Raw genomic sequence first — 23,945 nt, forward strand, 5'->3', positions numbered from 1 at the left:
CTGCCTTTTTTCATGGCTCTGTTTTGTTTTCCATCTTTCACAGCGCTTTGCGCTTTGCTTGCACATGCAGTTTTCTACGCGCGCCGAAAAGATCACCCCCTTTTACGTGATGGAAGTGGCCAAAGCGGCCCAGCAACTGGCCAAAGAAGTCGCCAGCGGCCCTGAGCCCATGATCTTCCTGAACATTGGCGAGCCCGACTTCACGGCACCGGCGCAGGTGCAAGCAGCTGCCCAGCACAGCATTGCCAGTGGGCAAACCCAGTACACCAACGCCCTGGGTCTGGAGCCTTTGCGTGAAGCCATCAGCGCCTGGTACCTCAGCCGCTTTGGTATCACCGTGCCCGCCCGGCGCATCGTGATTACGGCGGGTGCATCGGCAGCTTTGCAACTGGCGTGCCTGGCATTGATCGATGCGGGAGATGAAATCCTCATGCCCGATCCCAGCTACCCCTGCAACCGCCACTTTGTGAGCGCCGCAGAAGGTGTGGCCAAGCTGATTCCCACCGGCGCTGCCGAGCGCTACCAGCTGAGCGCTGCACAGGTTGCTGCACATTGGGGGGACAAAACCCGTGGCGTGCTGCTGGCATCGCCCTCCAACCCAACGGGCACCTCGATTGAGCCGCAGGAGTTGCGCCGCATTCACGAAGTGGTTCAGGCCAAGGGCGGTGTCACCATCGTGGATGAAATTTATCTGGGCCTGTCCTACGAGGAGGCCTTTGGCCACAGTGCGCTGGCCATCAGCGACGACATCATCTCCATCAACAGCTTCAGCAAGTATTTCAACATGACGGGCTGGCGCCTGGGCTGGATGGTTGTCCCCGATGCCATGGTGCCTGTGATCGAGCGCATGGCGCAAAACCTGTTCATCTGCGCCTCCACCATCTCGCAGCACGCTGCGCTGGCCTGCTTTACCCCCCAGAGCATGGCCATCTTTGAAGAGCGCCGTGCCCAATTCAAAGCCCGGCGCGACTATTTCTTGCCCGCCTTGCGTGAACTGGGCTTTGGCATTGATGTCATGCCTGACGGCGCTTTTTACGCCTGGGCCGACTGCACCGCACTGTGCAAAAAGTTAGGCGTAGACAATAGCTGGGACTTTGCCTACGCGCTGATGGACAAAGCCCACCTGGCCATTACCCCCGGGCGCGACTTTGGCACCGCTGACACCGCCCGTTACGTGCGTTTTTCCACCGCCAACTCCATGCAGCAGCTGCAAGAGGCCGTGCGCCGCATGCGCAAGCTGTTTGCCTGACCCCGACAACGAAGGGAACTTTTATGGTTTTCTCCTTTCCCATTCGCGTGTACTGGGAAGACACCGATGCTGGCGGCATCGTCTTCTACGCCAACTACCTCAAATTCTTTGAGCGTGCGCGCACAGAGTGGCTGCGCAATCTGGGCGTAGAGCAGCAAAAGCTGCGCGACGAAGCCGGCGGCATATTTGTGGTGACACAGGCGCAGCTCAATTACCTGCAACCTGCGCGTCTGGATGACGTGATCGAAGTGACAGCTGTGCTGCAATCAGCAGGCCGAGCCTCCATCACCATTGCCCAGCAGGCTTTTTTGAAGCCGGTGTCATCCAACGAGGCACCGCAACTGTTATGTGAAGGCAGTATTCGCGTTGGCTGGGTCGATTCGACCACCATGCGCCCTGCCCGAATTCCGAACTCCATTGTGGAAAAACTCTCATGAACGCAGCCCAAGACATGTCCATCTTCAGCCTCATCTTGCAGGCCAGCTGGGTGGTACAACTGGTCATGCTGATTTTGGTCGTTGCCTCGGTCGCAAGCTGGGCCACCATTTTCCGCAAGTCTCAGGCCCTCAAGCAGGTGCGCCAGCTCAATGAATCCTTTGAGCAAGATTTCTGGTCGGGACAAAGCCTCAATGACCTGTACAACAGTGCCACACAGAACGCCAAGCTCGGCGGTCCGATGGAGCGCATTTTTGCCAGCGGCATGCGCGAGTACAAAAAACTGCGCGAACGCCGCATCAACGACAGCGGCACCCTGATGGACGGCACACGCCGCGCCATGCGCGCCAGCTTTCAGCGCGAGATGGACGAGGTCGAGTCCGGCCTGTCTTTTCTGGGCACCGTCGGCTCTGTCTCGCCTTATGTGGGCTTGTTCGGTACGGTGTGGGGCGTGATGCACGCTTTCACCGGCTTTGCCAACATGGAGCAGATCACGCTGGCCACGGTGGCCCCCGGCATTGCCGAGGCACTGGTGGCCACCGCCATGGGCCTGTTTGCAGCGATTCCAGCGGTCACCGCTTACAACCGCTACGCCAACAGCATTGACCGCATTGCCAACGGGCAAGAGACCTTCATGGAAGAGTTCACCAACATCTTGCAGCGCAACGTCAGCAGCCCTTCGGCCAGCACCACGGCCTCAGGCTATTGAGCGCAGGAGCACACCATGCCCGCAGTCAGCTCCCGAGGTCGCGGTGGTCGCCGCACCGTCAATGAAATCAATATGGTGCCCTTCATCGACGTGATGCTGGTGCTGCTCATCATCTTCATGGTGACAGCCCCCATGCTCACGCCCGGCAATATTGATGTGCCCACGGCAGGCAAGTCCTCCAAACCGCCGTCCAAGAGCATTGCCTACGTGCTGCTGGACAAAGATGGCACCCATACCTTCAAGGCCGGCAACAACTCACAGCAAGTGGCCCTGGGCGAATTGCAGGGTCTGGCCCGCTCGTGGAAAGATGCCAACCCCGAGCAGGCTGCGGTGCAGATTCTTGCTGACAAATCACTGCCCTACGAAGTCGTGGTGCAAGCCATGGCCGAGCTGCAAGCGGCTGAAGTGCGCGTGGCTCTGGGCGTGAAGTCCGCCGCCAAATAAACCTTTTTATCCTCTGATTCGAGCGCCTGATTGTTTCCATGTCCTCTCGCCTAGACCACGACCCCTTTGCCCCACCCCGCCAGCCCAAGCGTCTGCGCAACTGGGTGCTGGCATTGCTGGCACATGCCGTTTTGGTGGGCGCATTCATGTGGAAAGTCAGCCCCCCAGCATCGACTGAGCAAGCCGCCGTCGAGGCAGAGCTGTGGTCAGACACCTTTGTGCAGGCAGCTCCACTGGCACCCGTGGCACCGCCGCCGCCGCCTGTGCCGCAGCCCACGCCTGCACCGCCGCCCGAGCCTGAGCCAGAACCCATTCCTCAGCCCCCTGCACCACCTCCAGCGCCCCCCCAGCCCACGCAGCAAGAGCTGCAGGCGCAGCGTGATGCAGACATTGCCTTGCAGGAACGCAAAAAGCACGAAGCTGAGCAAAAGCAGCGAGAGCTAGAGGCACAAAAGGCCAAGGACAAGGCCGAACGTGAAAAAGCCGAAAAAGCCAAACTTGAAAAAGACAAGGCGGATCAGGCACGCAAGGACAAGATCGAGCAAGACAGACGCGACAAGCTGGAACAGCAAAAGCGCGACAAGGCCGAGCAAGAGAAAAAAGACCGCCAGGAAAAAGACAAGCGCGAAAAAGCCGAGAAAGACAAAGCCGCCAAAGACAAGGCAGAGAAAGAAAAGGCCGAGAAGGCCGAAAAAGCCAAGCAAGAAGCGGAAAAGAAAGCTGCTGACGACAAGCGCAAGAAAGAACAAGCCGCCAAAGATGCCAAGGCCGCCAAGGAGCTGGAGCGCATGCGCCAGGAAAACCTCAAAGCCATGGCCGGTCTGGCAGGCTCTGGGGGCACGGGCTCTGCTGAAAAGAGCAGTGGCCCCAACGGTGGCAAGGGCACAGGCGGCGGTACCGCCGGGCACTCTGCGGGCTACGGCGCCAAGGTGGCGGCCAAGGTCAAGCCCAACATCGTCTACCCTGACATGGTCAGCGGCAACCCGCGCGCTGAAGTGCGCGTGCGCGCAGCCCCCGATGGCACCATCACTGGCGTGCAGCTGGTGCAGTCCAGCGGCAACAAAGCCTGGGATGACGCCGTGGTGCGCGCCCTGCACAAGACAGACACACTGCCACGCGACACCAATGGCAAAGTGCCTTCAGAGCTGCTGATTGGTTTCCGCCCACAGGATTAATACTTTGTATAGCAGCTAGCGCTTACCGCATAAGGACTTCAGATAGAAAAGTATCTGAAGTCCTTATGCATTAAGCGTAAGTAGCTATTTTTATTTCAGCAAACTCGTTGCACCACATGGCCTGCAGGTTCATGTCCGCTGGGCCGTGACGAACTGACGCCAATCAAGGAAAATAAGCCCCCTATGAAAGCCCCTGAACTGCTGCTTCCCGCCGGCTCGCTTGAAAAAATGCGCGCCGCCTATGACTTTGGTGCCGACGCTGTCTACGCTGGCCAGCCGCGCTACTCGCTGCGCGCGCGCAACAACGAGTTCCGCATGGAACAGATTGCCCAAGGCATTCAAGAAGCCCATGCCCGTGGCAAGAAATTCTTTCTGACATCCAACGTCATTGCGCACAACGACAAGATTCGCACCTACCTGCGCGACATCGAGCCCATCATGGAGCTCAAGCCAGACGCGCTGATCATGGCCGACCCCGGCCTGATCATGATGGTCAAGGAAAAGTGGCCCGAGGCGGTGATCCACCTGTCCGTGCAGGCCAACACCACCAACTACGCCACCGTCAAGTTCTGGCAGAAGATGGGCGTGGAGCGCATCATTCTCTCGCGCGAGCTGAGCCTCGATGAGATCGAAAAGATCCGCCAGGAATGCCCCGACATGGAGCTGGAAGTGTTCGTGCACGGCGCGCTGTGCATTGCCTACTCGGGCCGCTGCCTGCTGTCGGGTTACTTCAACCGCCGCGACCCCAACCAGGGCACCTGCACCAACGCCTGCCGCTGGGACTACAAGACGCACGACGCCAATGTGGACCCCAACACTGGCGAGGCGCTGGGCCAGACCATGGAAAAGGGCTTCAACTTCGAAGACGCCAAGAACGACGCAGACAACCAGTTCACCAGCACCTGCGGTGACGGCAACCGCCACCCCAAGGCCGATGCCATCTACCTGCTGGAAGAAAAAGGCCGCCCCGGCGAGATGATGCCCATCATGGAAGATGAGCACGGCACCTACATCATGAACTCCAAGGACCTGCGCGCTATTGAGCACGTAGAGCGCCTGGCCAAGATTGGTGTCGATTCACTGAAAATTGAAGGCCGCACCAAGAGCCTGTACTACGTGGCCCGTACCGCGCAAACCTACCGCCGCGCCATCGATGACGCCGTGGCTGGCCGCCCCTTCAACCCCCACCTCATCACCGAGCTGGAAGGTCTGGCCAACCGCGGTTACACCGGCGGCCTGCTGGAGCGCCGCCCCGCCAACGACTACCAGAACTACGAGACCGGCACCTCGGTGCTGCAACGCAGCCACTACGTGGGCAAGGTGCACGGCTACGAAAACGGCATGGCCGAAATCGAAACCATGAACCGCTTCTCGGTGGGCGATACGCTGGAAATCATTCACCCGACCGGCAACCGCACCGTCAAGCTCGAGCAGATGTTCAACCTGGAAGGCCAGGCCGTCCAAGTGGCATCGGGCAACCCGGTGCGCGTACGCATTCCGGTGCAAGGCCCTGTGGAAGGCGCTCTGATTTCGCGCCTGCTGCAGCCTACCGAAGCTTGATAAGAAATAACTGATAGCTGCCAGCGCTTTATTCACAACACTTTCAGATAGTTTTCTATTTGAAAACCAATGACAGAAAGCGCTAGCAGCTCTTATTTTTAAAGACACCACATGGTCTTTGCACACAAGGCACCTTCGGGTGCCTTTTGACTTGGATCTTTGACATTCGCGTCCAGCGGGCTACAGTCCATGGGCCGCAAAAATTGGAATTTCATGAGCACCGAAGAGATTGTTGTTCTGCCTGAACTCAAGGCCTATATCGACCCCCTGACCCCCGACGAACATGAAGCCCTGGAGCGCAGCATTTTGGATGAAGGCTGCCGCGACGCACTGGTGCTGTGGGGCAATATTTTGGTGGACGGGCACAACCGCTACGGCATCTGCCAAAAGCATGGCCTGCCGTTCAAAACCATCCAGAACGAACGCTTTCAGAACATGGAAGACATCCACCTGTGGATGATTGACCAGCATCTGGGCCGCCGCTCGGTGTCCGACTTTCAGCGCGGTGTACTGGCCCTGCGCAAGCGCGAAATCATTACCGAGCGCCGCGCCGCTGCAGCTGCTGCCGTGAACGCCGCCAAGGCCGAATCTGCCAATGCACAAGCCCCGTGGGAAGGTGATGTCGACCCCGCCGTAGCCCAGGCCCTGGCCAGCAGCCCCAAGGTGCCCGATGACGCGCTGGACACCCGCGAAGCCCTGGCCCGCGCTGCACGCCTGTCGGCCAGCCAGGTCAAGATGATTGAAACCATCCAGCAAAAAGCCGCCCCCGAAGTGGTGGCTGCGGTCAAGGCCGGTGAGCTGTCTTTGAACGCGGCTGCCGTGGTCTCTACCCTGCCCGTCGAAGAGCAGCAAGCCATGGCCGCCGAAGGCGCAGATGGCCTCAAGCAAGGGGCCAAGCGCGTGCGCGATGCCAAGAAAAAGCCCAAGGCAGAAAAGGTGGTGCCAGAAGATGACAGCGCAGATGCCGCCCCTGTGGCTTCTGCCGAGGAGCTGCAAGCGCGCGTGAACGAGCTGGAAGCCGAAAACGAACGCCTGCGCATGCAGGTCAAGACGCTGCAGGAGCTGCTGGCCGAGCAGGGCTAAGCGCCCAGACGGCTGCCCTTGCAGCGGGGTCACCGACGTGCTCGGTGGCCCCTTTTTTTTGTGCCATGCTGAGCGCTTGTCTGGCTTTCCCCTCAACACCCCACCATGCCTGCACTGTTTTCTCCCATTCGCCTGGGCAATCTGGAGCTGACCAACCGCATCATCGTTCCGCCCATGTGCATGTACTCTGCCCAAGACGGCTGCGCCACCAGCTGGCACCAGATGCACTACGGCAACCTGGCCCAGTGCGGCGCGGGCCTGCTGATTTTGGAAGCCACTGCGGTCGAGGCGCGCGGTCGCATCAGCCCCTACGATCTGGGCCTGTGGAGCGATGCACAGGCCGCAGCCCTACAGCCTGTGCTGGCCCATATCCGCAGCTACAGCCCCATGCCGGTATGCATTCAGCTGGCCCACGCAGGCCGCAAGGCCAGCAGCCTGCGGCCCTGGGAAGGCGGTGGAGCCATGCCTGCTGACCATCCCGGCGCATGGCGCACCATCAGTGCCAGCGCCCAGGGCTATCTGCCCACCGACCCCGCCCCAGCCAGCGCCACACTGCAAGATATTGCAGACATCAAGCAAGCGTTTGTCGATGCCGCCCTGCGCAGCCACCAGCTGGGTCTGGATGCCATTGAGCTGCATGCCGCCCATGGCTATTTGCTACATCAGTTCCTCTCCCCGCTGTCCAACCTGCGCACCGATGCCTATGGCGACAGCCTGGACAACCGCATGCGCCTGACGCTGGAAGTTTTTGACGCCATGCAGGCGGCGGTGCCTGAGGGTTTCCCGATCGGCGCGCGCATCTCGGCCACGGACTGGGTCGACGGGGGCTGGGATGTGGAGCAAAGCAAGGCGCTGGCGCATGCCCTGTCGCAGCGCGGCTGTGCATTCCTTCACGTCTCCAGCGCTGCCTTGCACCCGGCGCAGCAGATACCGATTGGACCTGGCTACCAGGTGCCGCTGGCCGCTGCACTGCGCGAAAGTCTGGGCGGCAGCATGCCTGTGATTGCCGTGGGCCTGATTACCCAGGCACAGCAGGCCCAGGCCATTTTGGATGCGGGCCACGCCGATGCCATTGGCGTAGCCCGTGCCATGCTGTACAACCCACGCTGGCCGTGGGAAGCCGCACGCCAGCTGGGTGCCCGTGTACATGCCGCACCGCAGTACCTGCGCTGCCAGCCGCATGGGGCCAAGGATTTGTTTGACGCCCCTTAAGCGCCGCATCGCATGAAAAAAAGGAGTCCAAGGACTCCTTTTTTTGATTCACCCACAGCGCGCAGCCTCTTACAGCATTCAGGCGCTTTTCAACGTTGCCCTTGCCCTTCAGTCTGGCAAAAATGCATCCCCCCGCGCCAGCGGCGGCACGCGATAAGTCGCCGGTGTGCGGCTGAGTTTGACTGGGGAGCCCAGCCCCCGGTAGCCACCAGGCATCTGCACCACCATTTCTCTGTGCAAGCTATGCGGGTGCTGCAGCGCGTCATCGACCGATTGCACGGGTGCTGCAGGCACACCCAGAGCCATCAAATCAGTCGCCAGTTGCGCACCGTCAAAGGCAGCCAGATACTCCTCCAGCAAAGGCTTGAGCGTGTCTCGGTGCACCGAGCGCTGGCCTGCGCTGGCAAAGCGCACATCCTGAGCCAGATGCTGGCACCCGATATGCCCGCACAGCAGTTGAAACTGGCGGTCATTGCCCACCGCAAAAAACACGGGGATCGAGCCGGTATGCAGCACGTCATAGGGATAGATGTTGGGATGTGCGTTGCCGGTGCGCTGCGGTGGTTTGCCATCCATGAACCAGTTGGGCGCATGGGGGTGCAGCAGGGCAATGGCACTGTCGTACAGCGCCGCATCCACCAATTGCCCCAAACCGCTGCGCTGGCGCTCTTGCAGCGCCAGCAGCACACCAATCACAGCGTTCATTCCTGTGACCATATCCACCACTGGCAACCCTACCCGCAAGGGCTCTCCCCCAGCTTCACCATTGACGCTCATGATGCCGCTCATGGCCTGAATGGCTGCGTCATAACCGGGCCATGCGCCCAACGGTCCATCGGCGCCAAACCCGCTGACGCGGCACCAGATCAACCGTGGAAAGCGCGACTGCATCTGCTGCCAGCCTATGTCCCACTTTTCCAGGGTACCGATCTTGAAGTTCTCCACCACCACATCGGCCTGCTCCATCAGCGCCAGCACTCTGGCTTGGCCTTCAGGCTGGCTCAGGTCCAGAAACTGCGTGCGCTTGTTGCGATTCAGTCCACGGTAGTACGAAGAAACCCCGTCCTGAAACGGTGGCCCCCAGGCTCGCGTGTCGTCGCCTTGCGGAGGCTCTACTTTCAGCACATCAGCGCCATGGTCACCCAGCATCTGTCCGCACAGTGGCCCCCCCAGAATGCGTGAAAGATCCAGCACCGTCAGGCCCTGCAAAGCACCCGTTGGCATGCCTGCAGGTGCGGCACAAGTTGTTGGCGAGGGTGCTGTCATACAAGCGTTGCTCATCAAAAAATCTCCATCTCTGTCACATCAGTCCAGCACGGCACCTGAGGCGAGCACCACGGCTTTCCACTTGGCCACTTCTTCGGGAATAAAACGTCCCAGCCCTTCGGCAGTCAGATCTGGTGCGGGCTCCAGGCCCTGGCTGGCGAAGGTGGTGCGCACCTTCTCACTGACCAAAGCCTTGCGGAAAGCCTGGTTCAAGATGGCAATACGCTGGGCAGGCGTGCCCGCTGGTGCCACCACGCCAAAAAACACACTCACGTCGTAGCCGGGCAAGCCTTGCTCGGCAATCGTGGGGACACCTGGCATCGCCTGAGAGCGCTTTTCAGTGGCCACGCCAATGATCTTGAGCTTGCCACTTTGCACATAGGGCATGGCCGTCAAGATGTCAGTAAAGCTCATGTCTACCTGACCTGCCAGCAAGTCATTGAGCGCTGGCCCTGTGCCTTTGTAGGGCACGTGCTGCAGCGAGGTCTGGGCTTTTTGGTTAAACAGCACCCCGGCCAGATGCGAAGAGGCCCCGTTGCCAGAAGAGGCGTAGTTCAAACTGCCGGGCTTGGCCTTGTCCAGCGCAATCAGCTCTTGCACGGAATTGGCTTTGACACTGGGGTGCACCGCCAGCACGTTGGGCAGATAGCCCACGCGAATCACCGGCGCAAAGCTTGTGACAGGGTCGTAGCCAATCTTGCTGTACAGACTCTTGTTGATGGCCAAGGGGCCAGATGTTCCAAACATGATGGTGTAGCCGTCCGGTTTGGCACGCGCCAGCGCCTCAGCCCCGATATTGCCGCCCGCTCCAGCGCGGTTTTCCACAATCACGCTTTGACCCAGCGCCTGCGTCAACGCTACGCCCAGAGTGCGCGCCATGGCATCCGTGGGACCGCCCGGCGGGAATGGCACCACAAACGTCACAGGCCTGGAAGGAAAGGTCTCAGCCGCTGCGAGCAGCGGAAAGCTGGCGCCCAGCGCAGCCACAGCCGAAGCTGCGACCACTACCGTGCGTGATATTTTTTTCAAATGTATTGCCATGTTGTGTCTCCTTGCAGTACTGGTGCATGCAGGCCTGTGCATACGGGCCTGTGCATGCGGGCCTGTGCATGTAGCCGCAAACGGCATGCACCAGTTTTTTTATTGATGGCCACCAGACACTTAACCAGTCAGCGTTTGGTGCATTTTTCTCTTCAGTTACTGAAGCAGCCCGTTGTCTCGCATCCATGCCATGCGCGCTTTCTCGCGGGCAAACGCTGCATTGGCATACGCCTGGTAGTCAGCTGGAGCCTTGTAGTTGGGTTCTTGATTGAGCTGCTGCAGCACCCGCATGCCCGCTGGCGACAGCAACGCCTGGTGAAACGCTGTGCTGATCTGCAAAACGCGTGCTGCATCCATACCTTTGGGGCCTGCCACGCCATAGGGCGAATCGATGTAATGCGGGATACCGGCTTCCTGCAACGTCTGCAATTGCGGAAAGCGCCGAATGCGCTGCGCCGTCAGCATGACCAGATAGCGCATTTTTTTCGCTTCGATATGCGGCACTGCCACACCCGACAGCGGTGCTGCGTCGATATGCCCGCCCAAAATTGCGGTGGTGACGTCCGCATCACCTTTGTAAGTGACCACGTTGGCTTTCACGCCCGCAGCCGCCAGCGCCTCTTCCATCACGATCCGGGGAGTACCCATGGCACCCGTTGCACCAATGTTGAGGACGCCTGGGCGCTTCTTGGCGTCTTCCATCAGGTCTGCCCACGTTTTCCACGGTGCATCGTCGCGCACAGCCAGTCCAAAGCTGTAGTCTGAAAGCAGGGCGATGTAGCTGAAGCTGCTGGTCGGGTCAAACGGCACCTTGTTGATATAAGGTTCGCGATAGACCGATGCAGGCAACACCCCCAGCGTGTAGCCATCCGGAGCTGCGCGGGTCAGCGCGGCAGCAGCCGTTACGCCATTCGCACCGGGGCGACTGTCCAGCACAATGGGCTGCCCCAAAATCTTTCCGGCCTCTTCGGCCACCACGCGCAGGTGCTGATCGGTCGGGCCGCCCGGGGCATAGGGCTGAATCAAGGTGATGGGCTTTTGCGGAAAGCCAGAGTGACTGGTTTGCGCCCAGCTGGATGTCCACGTTGTGGCAGCCAGTGCTCCCAAGCTTTGCAAAAATATGCGCTTATCCATGGTTTGTCTCCTAGGAAATAGACCCTGCCTCTGTATCGGGGCTTAGGGGCCGAAAGCGGCGCTGGCTGAGCCAGTCACCGCCCAATGCAGGCACGGACATCTCCCCCCGTGCCACGCAACAGTTGCACCTCAAGCCCAATCGGCAGGCACGGCGCTCACACTCAATGGGTCACGTGGCAATACACGGTGCAGCAGCACCAGCTGCGCCCAGCGCATGCGCTGCAAACATTGGGTGTGTGATGCCTCCCACGCCATGGCAATCGCGGTAAAGCAGTGGTAGAGGGCCGAGGCTGCCGCGCGTGCCAGGTGTTCGCCTTGTGCGCCAGCATCGGTGGCGCTTTGCACCAATGCGCAGGCACGCTCCATGGCTTGCTCTAGCTCGGCCTTGAATGCGGGTGCTGCCTGGGTTTGCGCCAGCAGCTGCGCCGCATGGGCTTGAAGCACAGGCAAAGAGCCTTCACGGCGTGTGGCCCGCAAGACATCCAGCGCCACAATGTTGCTGGTGCCTTCCCAGATGCTGCCCAAATGCGCATCGCGCACCAGCCGAGGGTCGCTCCACTCTTCGATATAGCCACAGCCACCGCGCACTTCCATGGCATCGCCCGTGACCATGCGGGCATCGCGACAGGCGCGGAACTTGATCATGGGCGTCAGGATGCGCAGCAAGGCATAGCCGCCCTCTTCGCCCGCGTCAGAGCGCTGCAGCGCCTGCGCCGTCTGCAGCACCATGGTGCGGGCTTGCTCGGCACGAATGCGCAGCTTGTCCAGCTGGCGCTGCATCAATGGGATGTCCTGCAGGGCTTTACCAAAAGCATGGCGCTCCTGGGCAATGAATTCCGCTTCCGCCACCGCGCGTCGCATCAAGCCGGCAGCGCGCACACCATTGGACAGGCGTGAGTTGTTGACCATATCGGCCATTTGCACAAAGCCGCGCCCTTGCTCCCCCACCAGATAGGCGACTGCGCCTTCCATGCGAATCTCGCCACTGGCCATGGAGCGTGTGCCCAGCTTTTCTTTCAGGCGGACGATGTGGTAGTGGTTGGTGCTGCCATCGTCCAGCTGGCGCGGCAGCAAGAACAAAGAGATGCCTTTCATGCCTGCAGGTGCGCCTTCTACCCGTGCCAGCACCATGGCGAAAGCGGCATCCGGGTTGGAGCAAAACCACTTATCCCCTGTCAGGCTCCAGCTGCCATCTGCATTGGGCTGCGCCAGGGTCTGGGTGTTGGAAATATCAGAGCCCGCAGCCTGTTCGGTCATGAACATGGCCCCTTGTGCCATGTCTTCAAAATCTGTGGCCGTCAGCTGACTCCAGTATTTCTCCACCAGCTCTGGCGTGCCAAATTTGCGCAAGGTGCGGGTCAGTGAATCCGTCATCGACAGCGGGCAGCACAGACCAAACTCTGCCTGCACAAACAGATAGGTCAGCGCGTACTTGGCCAGGGGTGGCAACTTGCCCTCCCAGCCCAGAGCGCCGCTGCGGTGCGACATGGTGGCCAGCGCAAACTCACCATAGGCCACGCGTTCCATCTCGACATACGCCGGGTGCTTGTGAATGCGCTGTGCATCCTGGCCAGTGCGGCTTCGGTGCTCCAGGGTGGGCGGGTTTTTATCGGCGATCAGCGCCAGCTCATCGAGCCGGCCACCAGCCAGGTGCCCCATGCGCTGCAGATAGGGTTGCAGGTGGGCATGCACCTGCTCGGGCAGATACAGCCTGAGCAAGGGCTCCAACTGCAAGTCTGTGCTGTACAGGTTGCTGCCGTGTCGATCCGGCACGGGGTGGTCCGCAGCAGCAGCGGTGCGTTGAACGTCCATCGGTGGGCGCATATTCATCATCACTCCATCTAGGCTTGCTTGCCTGGTTATGACATGCGTCAAATGATGCAAAGAGAACCTATTCGAGTCGAATATTATTGATGTATAGATCAATATCTAAATCGAATAGATACCTCTTTGCCACACAAGGACCGTCGATGGAATTTCGCCTGCTGCAGTATTTCGTAGTGCTCGCTGAAGAGCTGCACTTCAGCCGCGCTGCACAGCGCCTGCATATCTCCCAGCCCCCGCTGAGTGTGGCCATCAAGCAGCTGGAGGGGCAGCTCAGCGCCCAGCTGTTCGAACGCAGCAGCAAGGAAGTGAGGCTGACTGCTGCAGGCCAGCATTTACTGGTACAGGCCCGCGACATTCTGGACCGCAGCCGACGCGCTGCGCTGGACACGCGTGCCGTAGCGCAAGGCATGGCCGGCTGTCTGCGGCTGGGCTTTGTAGGCTCCAGCATGTACCGCGGCTTGCCAGAAGCCCTGGCACAGCTGCAAGCCCAGCACCCACAGGTGCGCGTGGATCTGCACGAGCTCAACAGTGCAGCCCAGGTCACCGCCTTGCAGCAGGGAAAAATAGATTTGGGCTTGATGCATACCCTGGCTGCACCTGCCGGCCTGCACACACAGATGTTGCTGCGCGAGCCATTCATGGCGTGCCTGCCCGCACAGCACCCTCTGGCAACGCAAGCACGACTGAGCGTATCCAGCCTGGCCAAAGAGCGGTTGGTGCTGTTTTCTGGCGCAGTCTCGCCCGAGTACTTTCGCAGCATTCACAGCCTGTGCCTGCGCGCAGGCTTTGACCCGGAGCTGCGCCATGAAGTGCACCACTGGCTGTCCGTGCTGTCTTTGGTGAGCAACAGGCAAGGCGTCTCTATCGTGCCGGCCTGCTTGCAGCGCGCAGGCATACCGGGCCTGGTATTTCGCCCCCTGCGCGACAACACAGTACATTCAGAAATGCAGGCCATGTGGCGCTCGGGGCTCGAGCATCCACTGGTAACGGCGCTGCTCGAACATCTCAAACACCAAATTGAACAGTCTGCAACTCGCACGCAAGCAGACGCCCCGGCTGCACGCATCCCATGATGCGCGCAGCCAGTAGCGCTACATACTCTTGTGTGCCGCACACGCAATGCACCTCTCCAACGCAACTGCCATGTCTGAAGCCATCTTGTCTGCCTCTGCATACCGCTACCAATCTCTGGCTGCCGAAATCGAAGAGCGCATTCACGCCGGAGTGCTGTTGCCTGGCGATAAGCTGCCTTCGGTGCGCAACTGCTGCACGGCACGCAATGTCAGCCCATCGACGGTGTTTCAGGCCTACTACCTGCTAGAAGCGCGGGGGCTGATTCGCGCCCGCGAGCGATCGGGCTACTACGTCGCCCATGGCGCACACCAGGCACCGCCCGAGCCAGAAATTGGCCTGCACACTTCGCCCAGCTCCCTGACAGTGGATGTCACCGAGCGTGTATTTGCTTTGTTGCAAGCCAGCTTTCAGCCCGGAACCGTGGCTTTCGGCAGCGCTTTTCCGGCCGCTCAGCACTTTCCGCTAGCCAAGCTGGCGCGTGCCATGGCCCACAATGCCCGTCATTTTGTGGCGCACACCATGCTCGATGATCTGAGCACCGGGCACAGCGGGCTGCGCCGGCATATTGCGCGCCGCTACCTGGCCGATGGCCTGCCGCTGCATGCCGACGATCTGGTCATCACCAACGGTGCTCTGGAGGCGCTGAACCTTTGTCTCTCCACGGTGACACGCCCCGGCGGCACCGTAGTGGTTGAATCGCCCAGCTTCTATGGCGCACTGCAAGCGCTGGAGCGCCTGGGCCTGAACGTGATTGAAGTGCCTACCCATCCACGCGATGGCATCGATCTGCAAGCACTGCAAGCCGCCATCACGCAGCACCAGCCGCAGGCGATCTGGCTGATGCCCAACTTTCACAACCCGCTGGGTTGCCTGATGCCAGAGGCGAACAAGCGCCAGCTGGTCGATCTCATTACCTGCCACCGCATCCCGCTGATTGAAGACGACGTGTATGGCGAGCTGTACTTTACCGCTCGCCGGCCACTGCCCGCCAAGGCCTATGACCGCGAAGGCTGGGTGCTGCACTGCAGCTCATTTTCAAAATGTCTGGCACCGGGCTGGCGCATTGGTTGGGTGGCCGCGGGCCGTTTTTCGCAGGCTGTGGCTCGGCAAAAACTTACCACCTCTATCAGCACCAATGCACCCAGCCAGGCTGCCTTGGCACAGTACCTTGAAGGAGTGGGCTACGACAAGCACCTGCGCCAGCTGCGCCACACGCTGGCCACACAGCGCGACTGCATGACGCAAGCCATTGCACAGCACTTTCCGGCAGGTACCCGCGCAACGCGCCCAGAAGGTGGCTACTTTATGTGGGTGGAGCTGCCCGAAGGCTGCGATGCGCTGGCGTTGCACCAGCGGGCTTTGGCGGCGGGCATCAGCGTGGCACCAGGGCCGGTGTTCTCGGCCTCGCGCGCATTTGGCCGCTGCCTGCGGCTGAACTATGGCCTGCTGTGGGACGCACGCACCGAGCAAGCGCTGCAAATGCTAGGCCAGTGGTGCTGCGAAATGACCCGTACAGGCGCACAGGGCATCGCGCCCTGTGGCTCCTGAGCTTTACCGAGGCATCAAGAACGTGGTTTTGGCCAGTACCTGAATGCGCGCATCCGACTCGGCCTGCACTTCGATAAAGACCGTGTGTGAACCGGGTGAAGCCGCCCCATACGGCACCTGCAAACGCACAACCACCCAGCGGTCTTGCGCGCTGGCCAGCTGCACATGCGTTTCAGATGCCACCCGAATGCCGTCAATCCCCGAAGCGCTGAGCACATAGGTTTGCTCCATTTCCGTGGCATTGCCAATTTGCACCCGGTAAATGTTTTCAATCTGCCCACCGGCCACGATGCGTGAAAGCGTCCCTCGGTCACGCACCACGTCCACCTTCAGGGGCACGCGCACATACAGACTGGCCACCATGGCCACGGTAATAGCGATCAAGCCCGCTCCATACAGCAGCACGCGAGGGCGGAACACACGGCGCAATATCTGCGACTGGCTCCAGCGCTGGGCTATTCCGTTTTCCGTGGTCAGACGAATCAGCCCCCGTGGATAGTGCACCTTGTCCATCACGCTGTTGCACGCGTCAATACACAGGCCACAGCCAATGCACTCGTACTGCAGGCCATTGCGAATATCAATGCCCACCGGACACACCTGCACACACAGCTTGCAATCAATACAGTCCCCCAGCCCCTGGGCCTTGTAATCTGCATCTTTATGGCGTGGCCCACTATTTTCACCACGCGCCGCGTCGTAAGTCACCACCAGCGTGTCTTTGTCAAACATGGCACTTTGAAAACGTGCATACGGACACATGTACTTGCACACTTGCTCGCGCAAAAAGCCTGCATTGCCGTAGGTGGCCAGTGCGTAGAACAAAATCCAGAAAATTTGCCATGCGCCTTGCAACGCCATCACCTGAACGGCCAGCTCCCGAATCGGCACAAAGTAGCCAACAAAGGTAAAGCCTGTCCACAGTGACACCAGCACCCAAAGCAATTGTTTGCCGCCACGTCTGGCAACTTTCTCCAGCGACCAGCCACTGCCGTCCAGGCGCAGCCGTGCGCTGCGGTCACCCTCTAGGCGCTGCTCAATCCACATGAAAATTTCGGTGTACACCGACTGCGGGCAGCTAAAGCCACACCACAAACGCCCGGCCACCGCAGTGAACAGGAACAGCGCAAGGGCACTGATGATCAGCAGCGCCGTCAGGTAGATAAAGTCTTGCGGGTACAGCAGCCAGCCAAAGATGTAAAAACGCCGCTGCTCCAAGTCAAACAGCAGCGCCTGGCGGCCATGCACCTGCAGCCAGGGCGTGACGTAAAAGAACAGCTGGGTGATCCACACCAGCGCCCAGCGCCAGTTGGCAAATACGCCTTGAATGGAGCGAGGCTGAATTTTTTTACGGGCCTCGTAAAACGGCGTACCCACAGGTTCAGCATGGATTGGAATGGTTTTGCGCGACGACTGAGGTGCGCTGTCGGGGGCTTTGTTTTTTTCGGTGGTCATGGGCTGTGGTCCGTTGCGCTACTGCCCGCCCACGCGGGCTCGGGCTCGCGTTCCATGGGGCAATTTGCAACAACGACTGTGCGTGAGTTGGCAACTTGCGCCAAGGAGCAGATGGCGCACAAAAGACCATATCAGATGACGAAACTGCACTTTCGATGGGATCAGTTGATTTAAAACAATAGCTGTTAACGCTCTGTTTTCATTGCTTTGATAATCAAATCTATTTAAGGTGACGAGATAGCAAGCGCTTACAGCTATTGTTTTTCTGAGCACACAGAGGATCCCGACCGACGGCACTTCATTTCGACGCCCGACAGCCGAAAACGATGCAAGCCTCACTCCCTCTGACTGGCAAGAAAGCACCCCATGATTTCTGCACCGCAAGCCGCTAACGCACCTGTTGCCGCTGACCCTGCCTACACAGGCACCAAGTCATCGCAGGCACTGGAGGAAGCACAAAAAACCGCAGCTGCCAGCAGCCAGGGGCAGAAAAACTTGCGCAATTCGCGAATTTTGCAAGCCTCACTGCAAGTGAGCATCCAAGCTGGCAACGACAGTCTGGCTTTGCTGTATCGCACCGCAGTGGATGAAATCAACAACGTACTGGCCCCCGAGCTGGGGCCCAATGCCATCCAGAACGCCATGTCGCAAGACAACAGTGCGCAGGCTACTGCCGGGCGCATCGTTGGTCTGTCTACCGCCATGTTCAATGCCTACGCTGCGCGCTACCCAGGCAAAGACATGGAAGTGGTCGCGCAAGATTTTGTGAATGTGGTGCGCGGCGGCTTTGAGCAAGGCTACAAAGAGGCAGAAGATATATTGAACTCTCTGGGGGTACTGAGCGCAGGCAGCCCCGTGGCCGAAGGCATCAGTCAAACCTTTGCGCTGGTGCAAAAAGGGTATGACGACTGGCTGGCCAGCAAGCTGGCATCACTGCGCAATGATGCGGCACAAGCCTGAGCCCGCTCCAGCGCCAATGCCCCCCAAAGACACAACCCGCTTTTTGCCGGTGGGGTCTTTGGGAAGTGATAGCTCCTGATTATTTGACCAGCAACTGGCGCAGTACATACGGCAAGATGCCGCCGTGCTGGTAGTAATCGACCTCAATCGGGGTATCAATGCGCAGGGTCACAGTGACCGTGTGCTGGCTGCCATCCGTGCGGGTGATACGCATCTGCGCATCGCTTTGTGGCGTAAGTTCTGGCGACGGAATAATGTCGATGACTTCATCACCGGTCAGCCCCAGTGACTGCCAGCTATCGCCCGCCTTGAACTGCAGTGGCAACACCCCCATACCGACCAAATTGGAGCGATGAATCCGTTCAAAACTGCGTGCCACCACGGCTTTGATACCCAGTAGCTGGGTACCCTTGGCCGCCCAGTCCCGGCTGGAGCCTGTGCCATATTCTTCGCCAGCCAGCACCACCGTGGCACGCCCAGCTGCCTGGTATTGCATCGCCGCGTCATAGATGGACATTTTGCTGACCTTGCCAGCATCACTGCGGTGCAGCGTCAAGCCGCCTTCTTCCTGCGAACCATCGGGCTGCGGTGGAATCATCAGGTTCTTGATACGCACATTGGCAAAAGTGCCACGCATCATCACCTCGTGGTTACCACGCCGCGAACCATAGCTGTTGAAGTCGGCTTTTTGTACGCCATGCGCCAGCAGCCACTGCCCGGCAGGTGAAGATTCCTTGATCGCACCTGCCGGAGAAATATGGTCGGTGGTGATGGAGTCTCCAAACAGCGCCATGATGCGAGCCCCCTGCACAGCATGGGTACTGGGGGATTTTTTCGCATCCGTCTGGGGCAGTGCCAGCGTGAAGTTGTGAAAAAACGGCGGCTCAGCAATATAGGTGCTCGTGGGCCATGTGTAGGTGGCCCCTGCCACACCTTTGATTTTTTCCCACAGCTTCCCCGGCTCGGTTTTGACTTTCTCGTAATTGGCGCGAAAGGCTTTGCCGTTCATGGCGAACTTCATCAGGGCTTGAATTTCTTCGCTGCTCGGCCAGATATCACCCAGGTACACATCTTTGCCACCCTTGCCCTGCCCCACAGGTTCGGTCATCAAATCTTTGAGCACGGTACCTGCAATCGCATAGGCCACAACCAAAGGTGGGCTGGCCAAGAAATTGGCTTTGATGTTGGGGTGAATCCGCGCTTCAAAATTACGGTTGCCCGAAAGAACTGCCGCGCATACCAGGTTGTTGCGTGCAATGGCCTCGTTGAGTTCCGGCGTCAGATCGCCTGAGTTACCAATACAGGTGGTGCAGCCGTAGCCCACCAGGGCAAAGCCTAATTTTTCCAGATACGGCAGCAGCCCTGCTTCTGTCAAATACTCCGTCACCACCCGGGAGCCGGGTGCCAGCGAGGTCTTGATGTGCGGCTGCACCTTCAGCCCTGCTTGGACCGCTTTTTTAGCCAGCAGGCCAGCCGCCAGCAACACGCTGGGGTTGGAGGTATTGGTGCAACTGGTAATGGCAGCAATCAGTACATCGCCATTGCCAACGCGCAACACCTGCTCACCCTGCGGCACGTCGCACACGGAAACTGCAGGTGCATGCTTGTGTGAACTTTCAAGCGCAGGGCGGTTACTCACCATCTCCACCACCGAGCGTGAAGCGCCAGGCTTGGGCCCGGGTGCATCCACCGCCTGCTCGCCTTCTCCACAGCCCACACGGAAACGCTGTGTCAACTGGTCATGCGGCTGGTTAAAACCATTGTCTGCAGGCCCGGCACTGAACAGCTCGCTGAATTTGTGTGCCACATCCCCAATTTCGATACGGTCTTGCGGACGCTTTGGGCCCGCCAGACTGGGCGCTACGGACCCCAGATCCAGCCGCACCACGCGTGAGTAGTCGATATCACCCGCCTTGGGCACGCCAAACAAGCCTTGGGCACGGAAGTACGCCTCAAAGGCCTCGATCTCCGAGGAAGTGCGGCCTGTTCCGCGGAAGTAATCCAGTGTTTTGTCATCCACGGGAAAGAACCCCATCGTGGCCCCATATTCAGGGGCCATATTGCCAATGGTGGCGCGATCAGGCAGCGACAGGCTGGCCGTGCCCTCACCGAAGAATTCAACAAACTGCCCCACCACCTTTTCTTTGCGCAGTATTTCCGTCACGGTCAGCACCAGGTCGGTAGCCATCACCCCCTCGCGCAAACGCCCTGTCAGCTCAAAGCCCACCACGTCGGGCGTAAGAAAGTAAACAGGCTGCCCCAGCATGGCCGCTTCCGCTTCGATACCGCCCACCCCCCAGCCCACCACGCCAATGCCATTGATCATGGTGGTGTGGCTGTCAGTGCCGACCAGCGTATCTGGATAGTAGAGCGCCCTGCCTTTGCTGTCTTTGCCCGCTTTGGCTTTGTGTACGCCACGCGCAAGATATTCCAGGTTGACCTGGTGAACGATGCCAAAACCTGGTGGCACCACGCCAAAAGTGTCAAAGGCCTGCATGCCCCACTTCATGAACTGGTAGCGCTCCTGGTTGCGCTGAAATTCCAGCTTCATATTCAGATCCAGTGCCTGCTTGGTGCCAAAGTAATCCACCATGATGGAGTGATCGACCACCAGATCGACTGGCACCAGTGGCTCAATGGCCTTGGGTTGTTTGCCCAGCGCTGCAGCCACGCTGCGCATCGCGGCCAAGTCCGCCAGCAAAGGCACTCCCGTGAAATCTTGCAACACCACGCGCGAGACAACAAACGGCACCTCTTCGGTACGCGGTGCATCAGGACGCCAATGAGCCAGCTGCTCCACGTGCAAAGGCAGTACCTTCTTGCCATCACAATTGCGCAGCACCGACTCCAGCACAATGCGAAGCGACACCGGCAGGCGTCCCACATTCGCATACCGCTGGGCCAAGGCTGGCAGCGAGAAGAACCGTCCCTCTGTTCCTGACGCAGTCTGGAACGTCTTTTCGGTAAAAGCAAAAGCATGTTTCATCTGGGGATCTCCGACTTAAGAAGAAGCTTGTCGCACCCATTTTGCACCGTCACTTTGCAGACGCCTATCGGACAAGACGATCACTTCCTGCACGCCCATAAAAAAACCCGCCGAAGCGGGTTTTAAGAGAGGTCGACCTCGATGCTCAGGCGGTCACGCTTTTGGCAACGTCCGCATACTCATCGATCTGGTCAAAGTTCATGTAACGGTACACCGACGCCTTGTCCGCATCGATCACGCCCATCTCCTTGAGGTACTCATCCTTGGAAGGCAAGTAGCCCAGACGCGATGCAATCGCAGCCAGCTCAGCCGAGCCCAGGAACACATTGGTGTTCTTGCCCAAACGATTGGGGAAGTTGCGGGTAGAGGTGGAGATGACGGTTGCACCTTCGCGCACCTGGGCCTGGTTACCCATGCACAGCGAGCAGCCAGGCATTTCAGTGCGCGCACCAGCCGTGCCAAATGCAGCGTAGTGACCTTCCTTGATCAGCTCGTTTTGGTCCATCTTGGTCGGAGGGGCCACCCACAGCTTGACTGGAATGTCACGCTGACCGCCAAGCAATTTGGCCGCAGCACGGAAGTGACCAATATTGGTCATGCAAGAGCCGATGAAAGCTTCGTCGATCTTGGTGCCAGCCACTTCAGACAGGAACTTGGCGTCATCCGGATCGTTAGGGCAGCAAACAATAGGCTCCTTGATGTCAGCCAGATCAATCTCGATCACGGCAGCGTACTCGGCATCCTTGTCCGCTTCCAGCAGATCAGGCTGGGCCAGCCACGCCTGCACCTTCTCGATACGGCGCTGCAAGGTCTTGGCATCCTGGTAACCGTCAGCGATCATGTTCTTCATCAGAACGATGTTCGAAGTCAGGTATTCCTTGATGGGCTCTGGGTTCAACTTGATGGTGCAACCGGCAGCGGAACGTTCAGCCGACGCATCCGACAGCTCAAACGCTTGTTCCACTTTCAGGTCTGGCAAGCCTTCGATTTCGAGGATACGGCCCGAGAACGCATTGATCTTGCCGGCCTTGGCCACAGTCAGCAGGCCCTGCTTGATCCCGTAGAGCGGGATTGCATGGACCAAGTCACGCAAAGTCACGCCAGGCTGCAATTCACCCTTGAAGCGCACCAGAATCGATTCAGGCATGTCCAGTGGCATCACACCAGTCGCAGCACCGAACGCCACCAGGCCTGAGCCAGCGGGGAACGAGATACCGATAGGGAAACGGGTGTGCGAGTCGCCGCCGGTACCGACGGTATCAGGCAACAGCAGGCGGTTGAGCCAGCTGTGGATCACGCCATCACCAGGACGCAGGGCCACGCCACCACGGTTGGAAATAAACGCGGGCAGCTCGCGGTGGGTCTTCACGTCCACAGGCTTGGGGTAAGCCGCTGTGTGGCAAAACGATTGCATGACCAAGTCGGCCGAGAAGCCCAGGCAGGCCAAGTCTTTCAGCTCGTCGCGGGTCATCGGGCCTGTGGTGTCCTGCGAACCCACAGTCGTCATACGTGGCTCGCAGTAGGTACCGGGGCGCACGCCCTGGCCTTCTGGCAGACCCACGGCACGGCCCACCATTTTTTGAGCCAGCGTAAAGCCAGCCTTGGTTGCAGCGGGTGCTGTCGGCAAGCGGAATGCGGTCGATGCAGGCAAACCCAGAAATTCACGGGCTTTGGCTGTCAGCGAGCGGCCAATGATCAGGTTGATACGGCCGCCGGCGCGCACTTCGTCAAACAGCACGTCGCTCTTGAGCTGAAACTGGGCAACGGTTTCGCCATTCTTGGTGATCTTGCCTTCGTAGGGCAGCACGTCGATGACGTCGCCCATTTCCAGCTTTGAAACATCGACTTCGATAGGCAGCGAGCCCGAATCTTCCTGCGTATTAAAGAAGATAGGAGCAATCTTGCCACCCAGAGTCACGCCACCGAAGCGCTTGTTGGGCACAAAAGGAATGTCCTGGCCCGTAGCCCAGACGATAGAGTTGGTCGCGGACTTGCGCGAAGAGCCAGTGCCCACCACGTCGCCCACATAAGCGACCAGGTGACCCTTTTTCTTCAGGTCATCAATGAACTGCATGGGGCCGCGCTTGCCGTCTTCTTCAGGCTTGAACGCCGCGTCAGGGCGCGTGTTCTTGAGCATGGCCAGGTAGTGCAACGGAATGTCTGGACGGCTCCAGGCATCTGGTGCAGGCGACAGATCGTCGGTATTGGTTTCACCGGGCACCTTGAACACGGTAACGGTGATCTTCTTGTCGACTTCAGGGCGCGAGGTGAACCACTCGGCATTCGCCCAGCTTTGCATCACTTCCTTGGCCTTGGCATTGCCAGCCTTGGCCTTGTCTGCCACGTCGTTAAAGAAGTCAAACATCAGCAATGTCTTCTTCAGCGCTTCAGCAGCCACGCCGCAAACTTCCGCGTCGTCCAGCAGCTCAATCAGAGGGTGGACGTTGTAGCCGCCCACCATGGTGCCCAGCAATTCGGTAGCCTTGGACTTGGAGATGAGACCTACTTGGATGTCACCGTGTGCCACGGCCGCCAGAAAAGAAGCCTTGACCTTGGCCGCATCGTCCACACCTGGAGGCACGCGATGGGTCAGCAAATCCAGCAGGAATGCATCTTCACCAGCTGGCGGGTTCTTGATCAGCTCGATCAATTCGGCAGTTTGCTTGGCATCCAGTGGCAGTGGGGGGATGCCCAATGCGGCACGTTCGGCCACATGGTCACGGTAAGCTTTCAACATGGTTCTCTCTCCATTAGTTTTCTAAGAGTGGGGCAGCGTTTCTTCAGCGC

The 23,945-nt window shown here is 59.4% G+C and carries 18 protein-coding genes; 11 read left to right on the plus strand and 7 right to left on the minus strand.

Annotation, left to right across the window (positions count from 1 at the left end; all coding sequences use genetic code 11):
* The first annotated feature begins 64 nt into the window (after positions 1 to 64).
* From H9646_RS07950 to H9646_RS07985, 8 genes are all read left to right on the plus strand, one after another.
* A complete protein-coding gene (locus H9646_RS07950) occupies positions 65 to 1,249 on the plus strand; it encodes a pyridoxal phosphate-dependent aminotransferase (RefSeq protein ID WP_191722834.1) in 1,185 nt (394 codons plus the stop codon).
* A gap of 23 nt (positions 1,250 to 1,272) precedes the next feature.
* Positions 1,273 to 1,686 (plus strand): tol-pal system-associated acyl-CoA thioesterase, encoded by a 414-nt coding sequence (gene ybgC / locus H9646_RS07955; RefSeq protein ID WP_191722835.1) that lies wholly within the window; start codon positions 1,273 to 1,275, stop codon positions 1,684 to 1,686.
* Positions 1,683 to 2,393, plus strand: coding sequence for a protein TolQ (tolQ, locus tag H9646_RS07960; protein ID WP_191722836.1), 711 nt, complete (start codon positions 1,683 to 1,685; stop codon positions 2,391 to 2,393). The genes ybgC and tolQ overlap by 4 nt, the downstream gene beginning before the upstream one ends.
* A 15-nt stretch (positions 2,394 to 2,408) precedes the next feature.
* Entirely contained in the window at positions 2,409 to 2,837 is a 429-nt protein-coding gene (locus H9646_RS07965) for an ExbD/TolR family protein (protein ID WP_191722837.1), read from the plus strand.
* Between the two features lie 38 nt (positions 2,838 to 2,875).
* Entirely contained in the window at positions 2,876 to 4,012 is a 1,137-nt protein-coding gene (gene tolA, locus H9646_RS07970) for a cell envelope integrity protein TolA (RefSeq protein WP_191722838.1), read from the plus strand.
* Positions 4,013 to 4,195: 183 nt separating this feature from the next.
* The gene (trhP, locus tag H9646_RS07975) at positions 4,196 to 5,572 is read left to right on the plus strand and encodes a prephenate-dependent tRNA uridine(34) hydroxylase TrhP (protein WP_225214062.1); all 1,377 of its coding nucleotides are present in this window, start codon (positions 4,196 to 4,198) and stop codon (positions 5,570 to 5,572) included.
* 213 nt (positions 5,573 to 5,785) lie between these two features.
* On the plus strand, positions 5,786 to 6,655 hold the full coding sequence (locus H9646_RS07980) for a plasmid replication/partition related protein (RefSeq protein ID WP_191722839.1): 870 nt from the start codon (positions 5,786 to 5,788) through the stop codon (positions 6,653 to 6,655).
* Positions 6,656 to 6,760: 105 nt separating this feature from the next.
* On the plus strand, positions 6,761 to 7,867 hold the full coding sequence (locus H9646_RS07985; RefSeq protein WP_191722840.1) for an NADH:flavin oxidoreductase/NADH oxidase: 1,107 nt from the start codon (positions 6,761 to 6,763) through the stop codon (positions 7,865 to 7,867).
* A gap of 108 nt (positions 7,868 to 7,975) precedes the next feature.
* Here H9646_RS07985 and H9646_RS07990 read toward each other — a convergent pair whose 3' ends face one another.
* The 4 genes from H9646_RS07990 to H9646_RS08005 all read right to left on the minus strand — a co-directional run bounded on the left by H9646_RS07990 (position 7,976) and on the right by H9646_RS08005 (position 13,138).
* The gene (locus H9646_RS07990) at positions 7,976 to 9,091 is read right to left on the minus strand and encodes a CaiB/BaiF CoA transferase family protein (RefSeq protein ID WP_191723253.1); all 1,116 of its coding nucleotides are present in this window, start codon (positions 9,089 to 9,091) and stop codon (positions 7,976 to 7,978) included.
* 81 nt (positions 9,092 to 9,172) lie between these two features.
* Positions 9,173 to 10,174, minus strand: coding sequence for a Bug family tripartite tricarboxylate transporter substrate binding protein (locus tag H9646_RS07995; RefSeq protein WP_191722841.1), 1,002 nt, complete (start codon positions 10,172 to 10,174; stop codon positions 9,173 to 9,175).
* Between the two features lie 156 nt (positions 10,175 to 10,330).
* Complete coding sequence (locus tag H9646_RS08000; protein WP_191722842.1) at positions 10,331 to 11,308, minus strand: tripartite tricarboxylate transporter substrate binding protein; 978 nt, start codon at positions 11,306 to 11,308, stop codon at positions 10,331 to 10,333.
* A gap of 129 nt (positions 11,309 to 11,437) precedes the next feature.
* Positions 11,438 to 13,138, minus strand: coding sequence for an acyl-CoA dehydrogenase family protein (locus tag H9646_RS08005; protein WP_225214063.1), 1,701 nt, complete (start codon positions 13,136 to 13,138; stop codon positions 11,438 to 11,440).
* 140 nt (positions 13,139 to 13,278) lie between these two features.
* Between H9646_RS08005 and H9646_RS08010 the strand changes: the two genes are divergently transcribed.
* Positions 13,279 to 14,208, plus strand: a complete 930-nt coding sequence (locus H9646_RS08010; RefSeq protein WP_191722844.1) for a LysR substrate-binding domain-containing protein — start codon at positions 13,279 to 13,281, stop codon at positions 14,206 to 14,208.
* A 70-nt stretch (positions 14,209 to 14,278) separates the two neighbouring features.
* On the plus strand, positions 14,279 to 15,757 hold the full coding sequence (locus H9646_RS08015; protein WP_191722845.1) for an aminotransferase-like domain-containing protein: 1,479 nt from the start codon (positions 14,279 to 14,281) through the stop codon (positions 15,755 to 15,757).
* A gap of 3 nt (positions 15,758 to 15,760) precedes the next feature.
* Here H9646_RS08015 and ccoG read toward each other — a convergent pair whose 3' ends face one another.
* Positions 15,761 to 17,212, minus strand: a complete 1,452-nt coding sequence (gene ccoG / locus H9646_RS08020; RefSeq protein WP_191722846.1) for a cytochrome c oxidase accessory protein CcoG — start codon at positions 17,210 to 17,212, stop codon at positions 15,761 to 15,763.
* A gap of 366 nt (positions 17,213 to 17,578) precedes the next feature.
* Here ccoG and H9646_RS08025 point away from each other — a divergent pair, with 366 nt between their 5' ends.
* Entirely contained in the window at positions 17,579 to 18,172 is a 594-nt protein-coding gene (locus tag H9646_RS08025; protein ID WP_191722847.1) for a DUF5610 domain-containing protein, read from the plus strand.
* A 79-nt stretch (positions 18,173 to 18,251) separates the two neighbouring features.
* On the opposite strand, the gene H9646_RS08030 is transcribed toward H9646_RS08025, so the two are convergent.
* Both H9646_RS08030 and acnB read right to left on the minus strand, forming a co-directional pair.
* Positions 18,252 to 21,158: an aconitate hydratase gene (locus H9646_RS08030; protein WP_191722848.1), complete on the minus strand. Its 2,907-nt coding sequence runs from the start codon at positions 21,156 to 21,158 to the stop codon at positions 18,252 to 18,254.
* Positions 21,159 to 21,303: 145 nt separating this feature from the next.
* Positions 21,304 to 23,895, minus strand: a complete 2,592-nt coding sequence (gene acnB / locus H9646_RS08035) for a bifunctional aconitate hydratase 2/2-methylisocitrate dehydratase (protein ID WP_191722849.1) — start codon at positions 23,893 to 23,895, stop codon at positions 21,304 to 21,306.
* Positions 23,896 to 23,945: the final 50 nt, after the last annotated feature.

It is taken from the genome of Comamonas avium, from assembly GCF_014836675.1.
Taxonomy (GTDB): domain Bacteria; phylum Pseudomonadota; class Gammaproteobacteria; order Burkholderiales; family Burkholderiaceae_C; genus Comamonas; species Comamonas avium.

Excerpts from the sequence above, each read along its gene's own strand:
- H9646_RS08010 (WP_191722844.1), top strand. The coding sequence starts at position 13,279 with ATGGAATTTCGCCTGCTGCAGTATTTCGTAGTGCTCGCTGAAGAGCTG.
- H9646_RS08005 (WP_225214063.1), bottom strand. The coding sequence starts at position 13,138 with ATGAATATGCGCCCACCGATGGACGTTCAACGCACCGCTGCTGCTGCG.
- H9646_RS07965 (WP_191722837.1), top strand. The coding sequence starts at position 2,409 with ATGCCCGCAGTCAGCTCCCGAGGTCGCGGTGGTCGCCGCACCGTCAAT.
- trhP (WP_225214062.1), top strand. The coding sequence starts at position 4,196 with ATGAAAGCCCCTGAACTGCTGCTTCCCGCCGGCTCGCTTGAAAAAATG.
- tolQ (WP_191722836.1), top strand. The coding sequence starts at position 1,683 with ATGAACGCAGCCCAAGACATGTCCATCTTCAGCCTCATCTTGCAGGCC.
- ccoG (WP_191722846.1), bottom strand. The coding sequence starts at position 17,212 with ATGACCACCGAAAAAAACAAAGCCCCCGACAGCGCACCTCAGTCGTCG.
- H9646_RS08000 (WP_191722842.1), bottom strand. The coding sequence starts at position 11,308 with ATGGATAAGCGCATATTTTTGCAAAGCTTGGGAGCACTGGCTGCCACA.
- H9646_RS07995 (WP_191722841.1), bottom strand. The coding sequence starts at position 10,174 with ATGGCAATACATTTGAAAAAAATATCACGCACGGTAGTGGTCGCAGCT.
- H9646_RS07950 (WP_191722834.1), top strand. The coding sequence starts at position 65 with ATGCAGTTTTCTACGCGCGCCGAAAAGATCACCCCCTTTTACGTGATG.
- H9646_RS08015 (WP_191722845.1), top strand. The coding sequence starts at position 14,279 with ATGTCTGAAGCCATCTTGTCTGCCTCTGCATACCGCTACCAATCTCTG.
- H9646_RS07990 (WP_191723253.1), bottom strand. The coding sequence starts at position 9,091 with ATGCCAACGGGTGCTTTGCAGGGCCTGACGGTGCTGGATCTTTCACGC.
- tolA (WP_191722838.1), top strand. The coding sequence starts at position 2,876 with ATGTCCTCTCGCCTAGACCACGACCCCTTTGCCCCACCCCGCCAGCCC.
- H9646_RS07980 (WP_191722839.1), top strand. The coding sequence starts at position 5,786 with ATGAGCACCGAAGAGATTGTTGTTCTGCCTGAACTCAAGGCCTATATC.
- H9646_RS07985 (WP_191722840.1), top strand. The coding sequence starts at position 6,761 with ATGCCTGCACTGTTTTCTCCCATTCGCCTGGGCAATCTGGAGCTGACC.
- ybgC (WP_191722835.1), top strand. The coding sequence starts at position 1,273 with ATGGTTTTCTCCTTTCCCATTCGCGTGTACTGGGAAGACACCGATGCT.
- acnB (WP_191722849.1), bottom strand. The coding sequence starts at position 23,895 with ATGTTGAAAGCTTACCGTGACCATGTGGCCGAACGTGCCGCATTGGGC.
- H9646_RS08030 (WP_191722848.1), bottom strand. The coding sequence starts at position 21,158 with ATGAAACATGCTTTTGCTTTTACCGAAAAGACGTTCCAGACTGCGTCA.
- H9646_RS08025 (WP_191722847.1), top strand. The coding sequence starts at position 17,579 with ATGATTTCTGCACCGCAAGCCGCTAACGCACCTGTTGCCGCTGACCCT.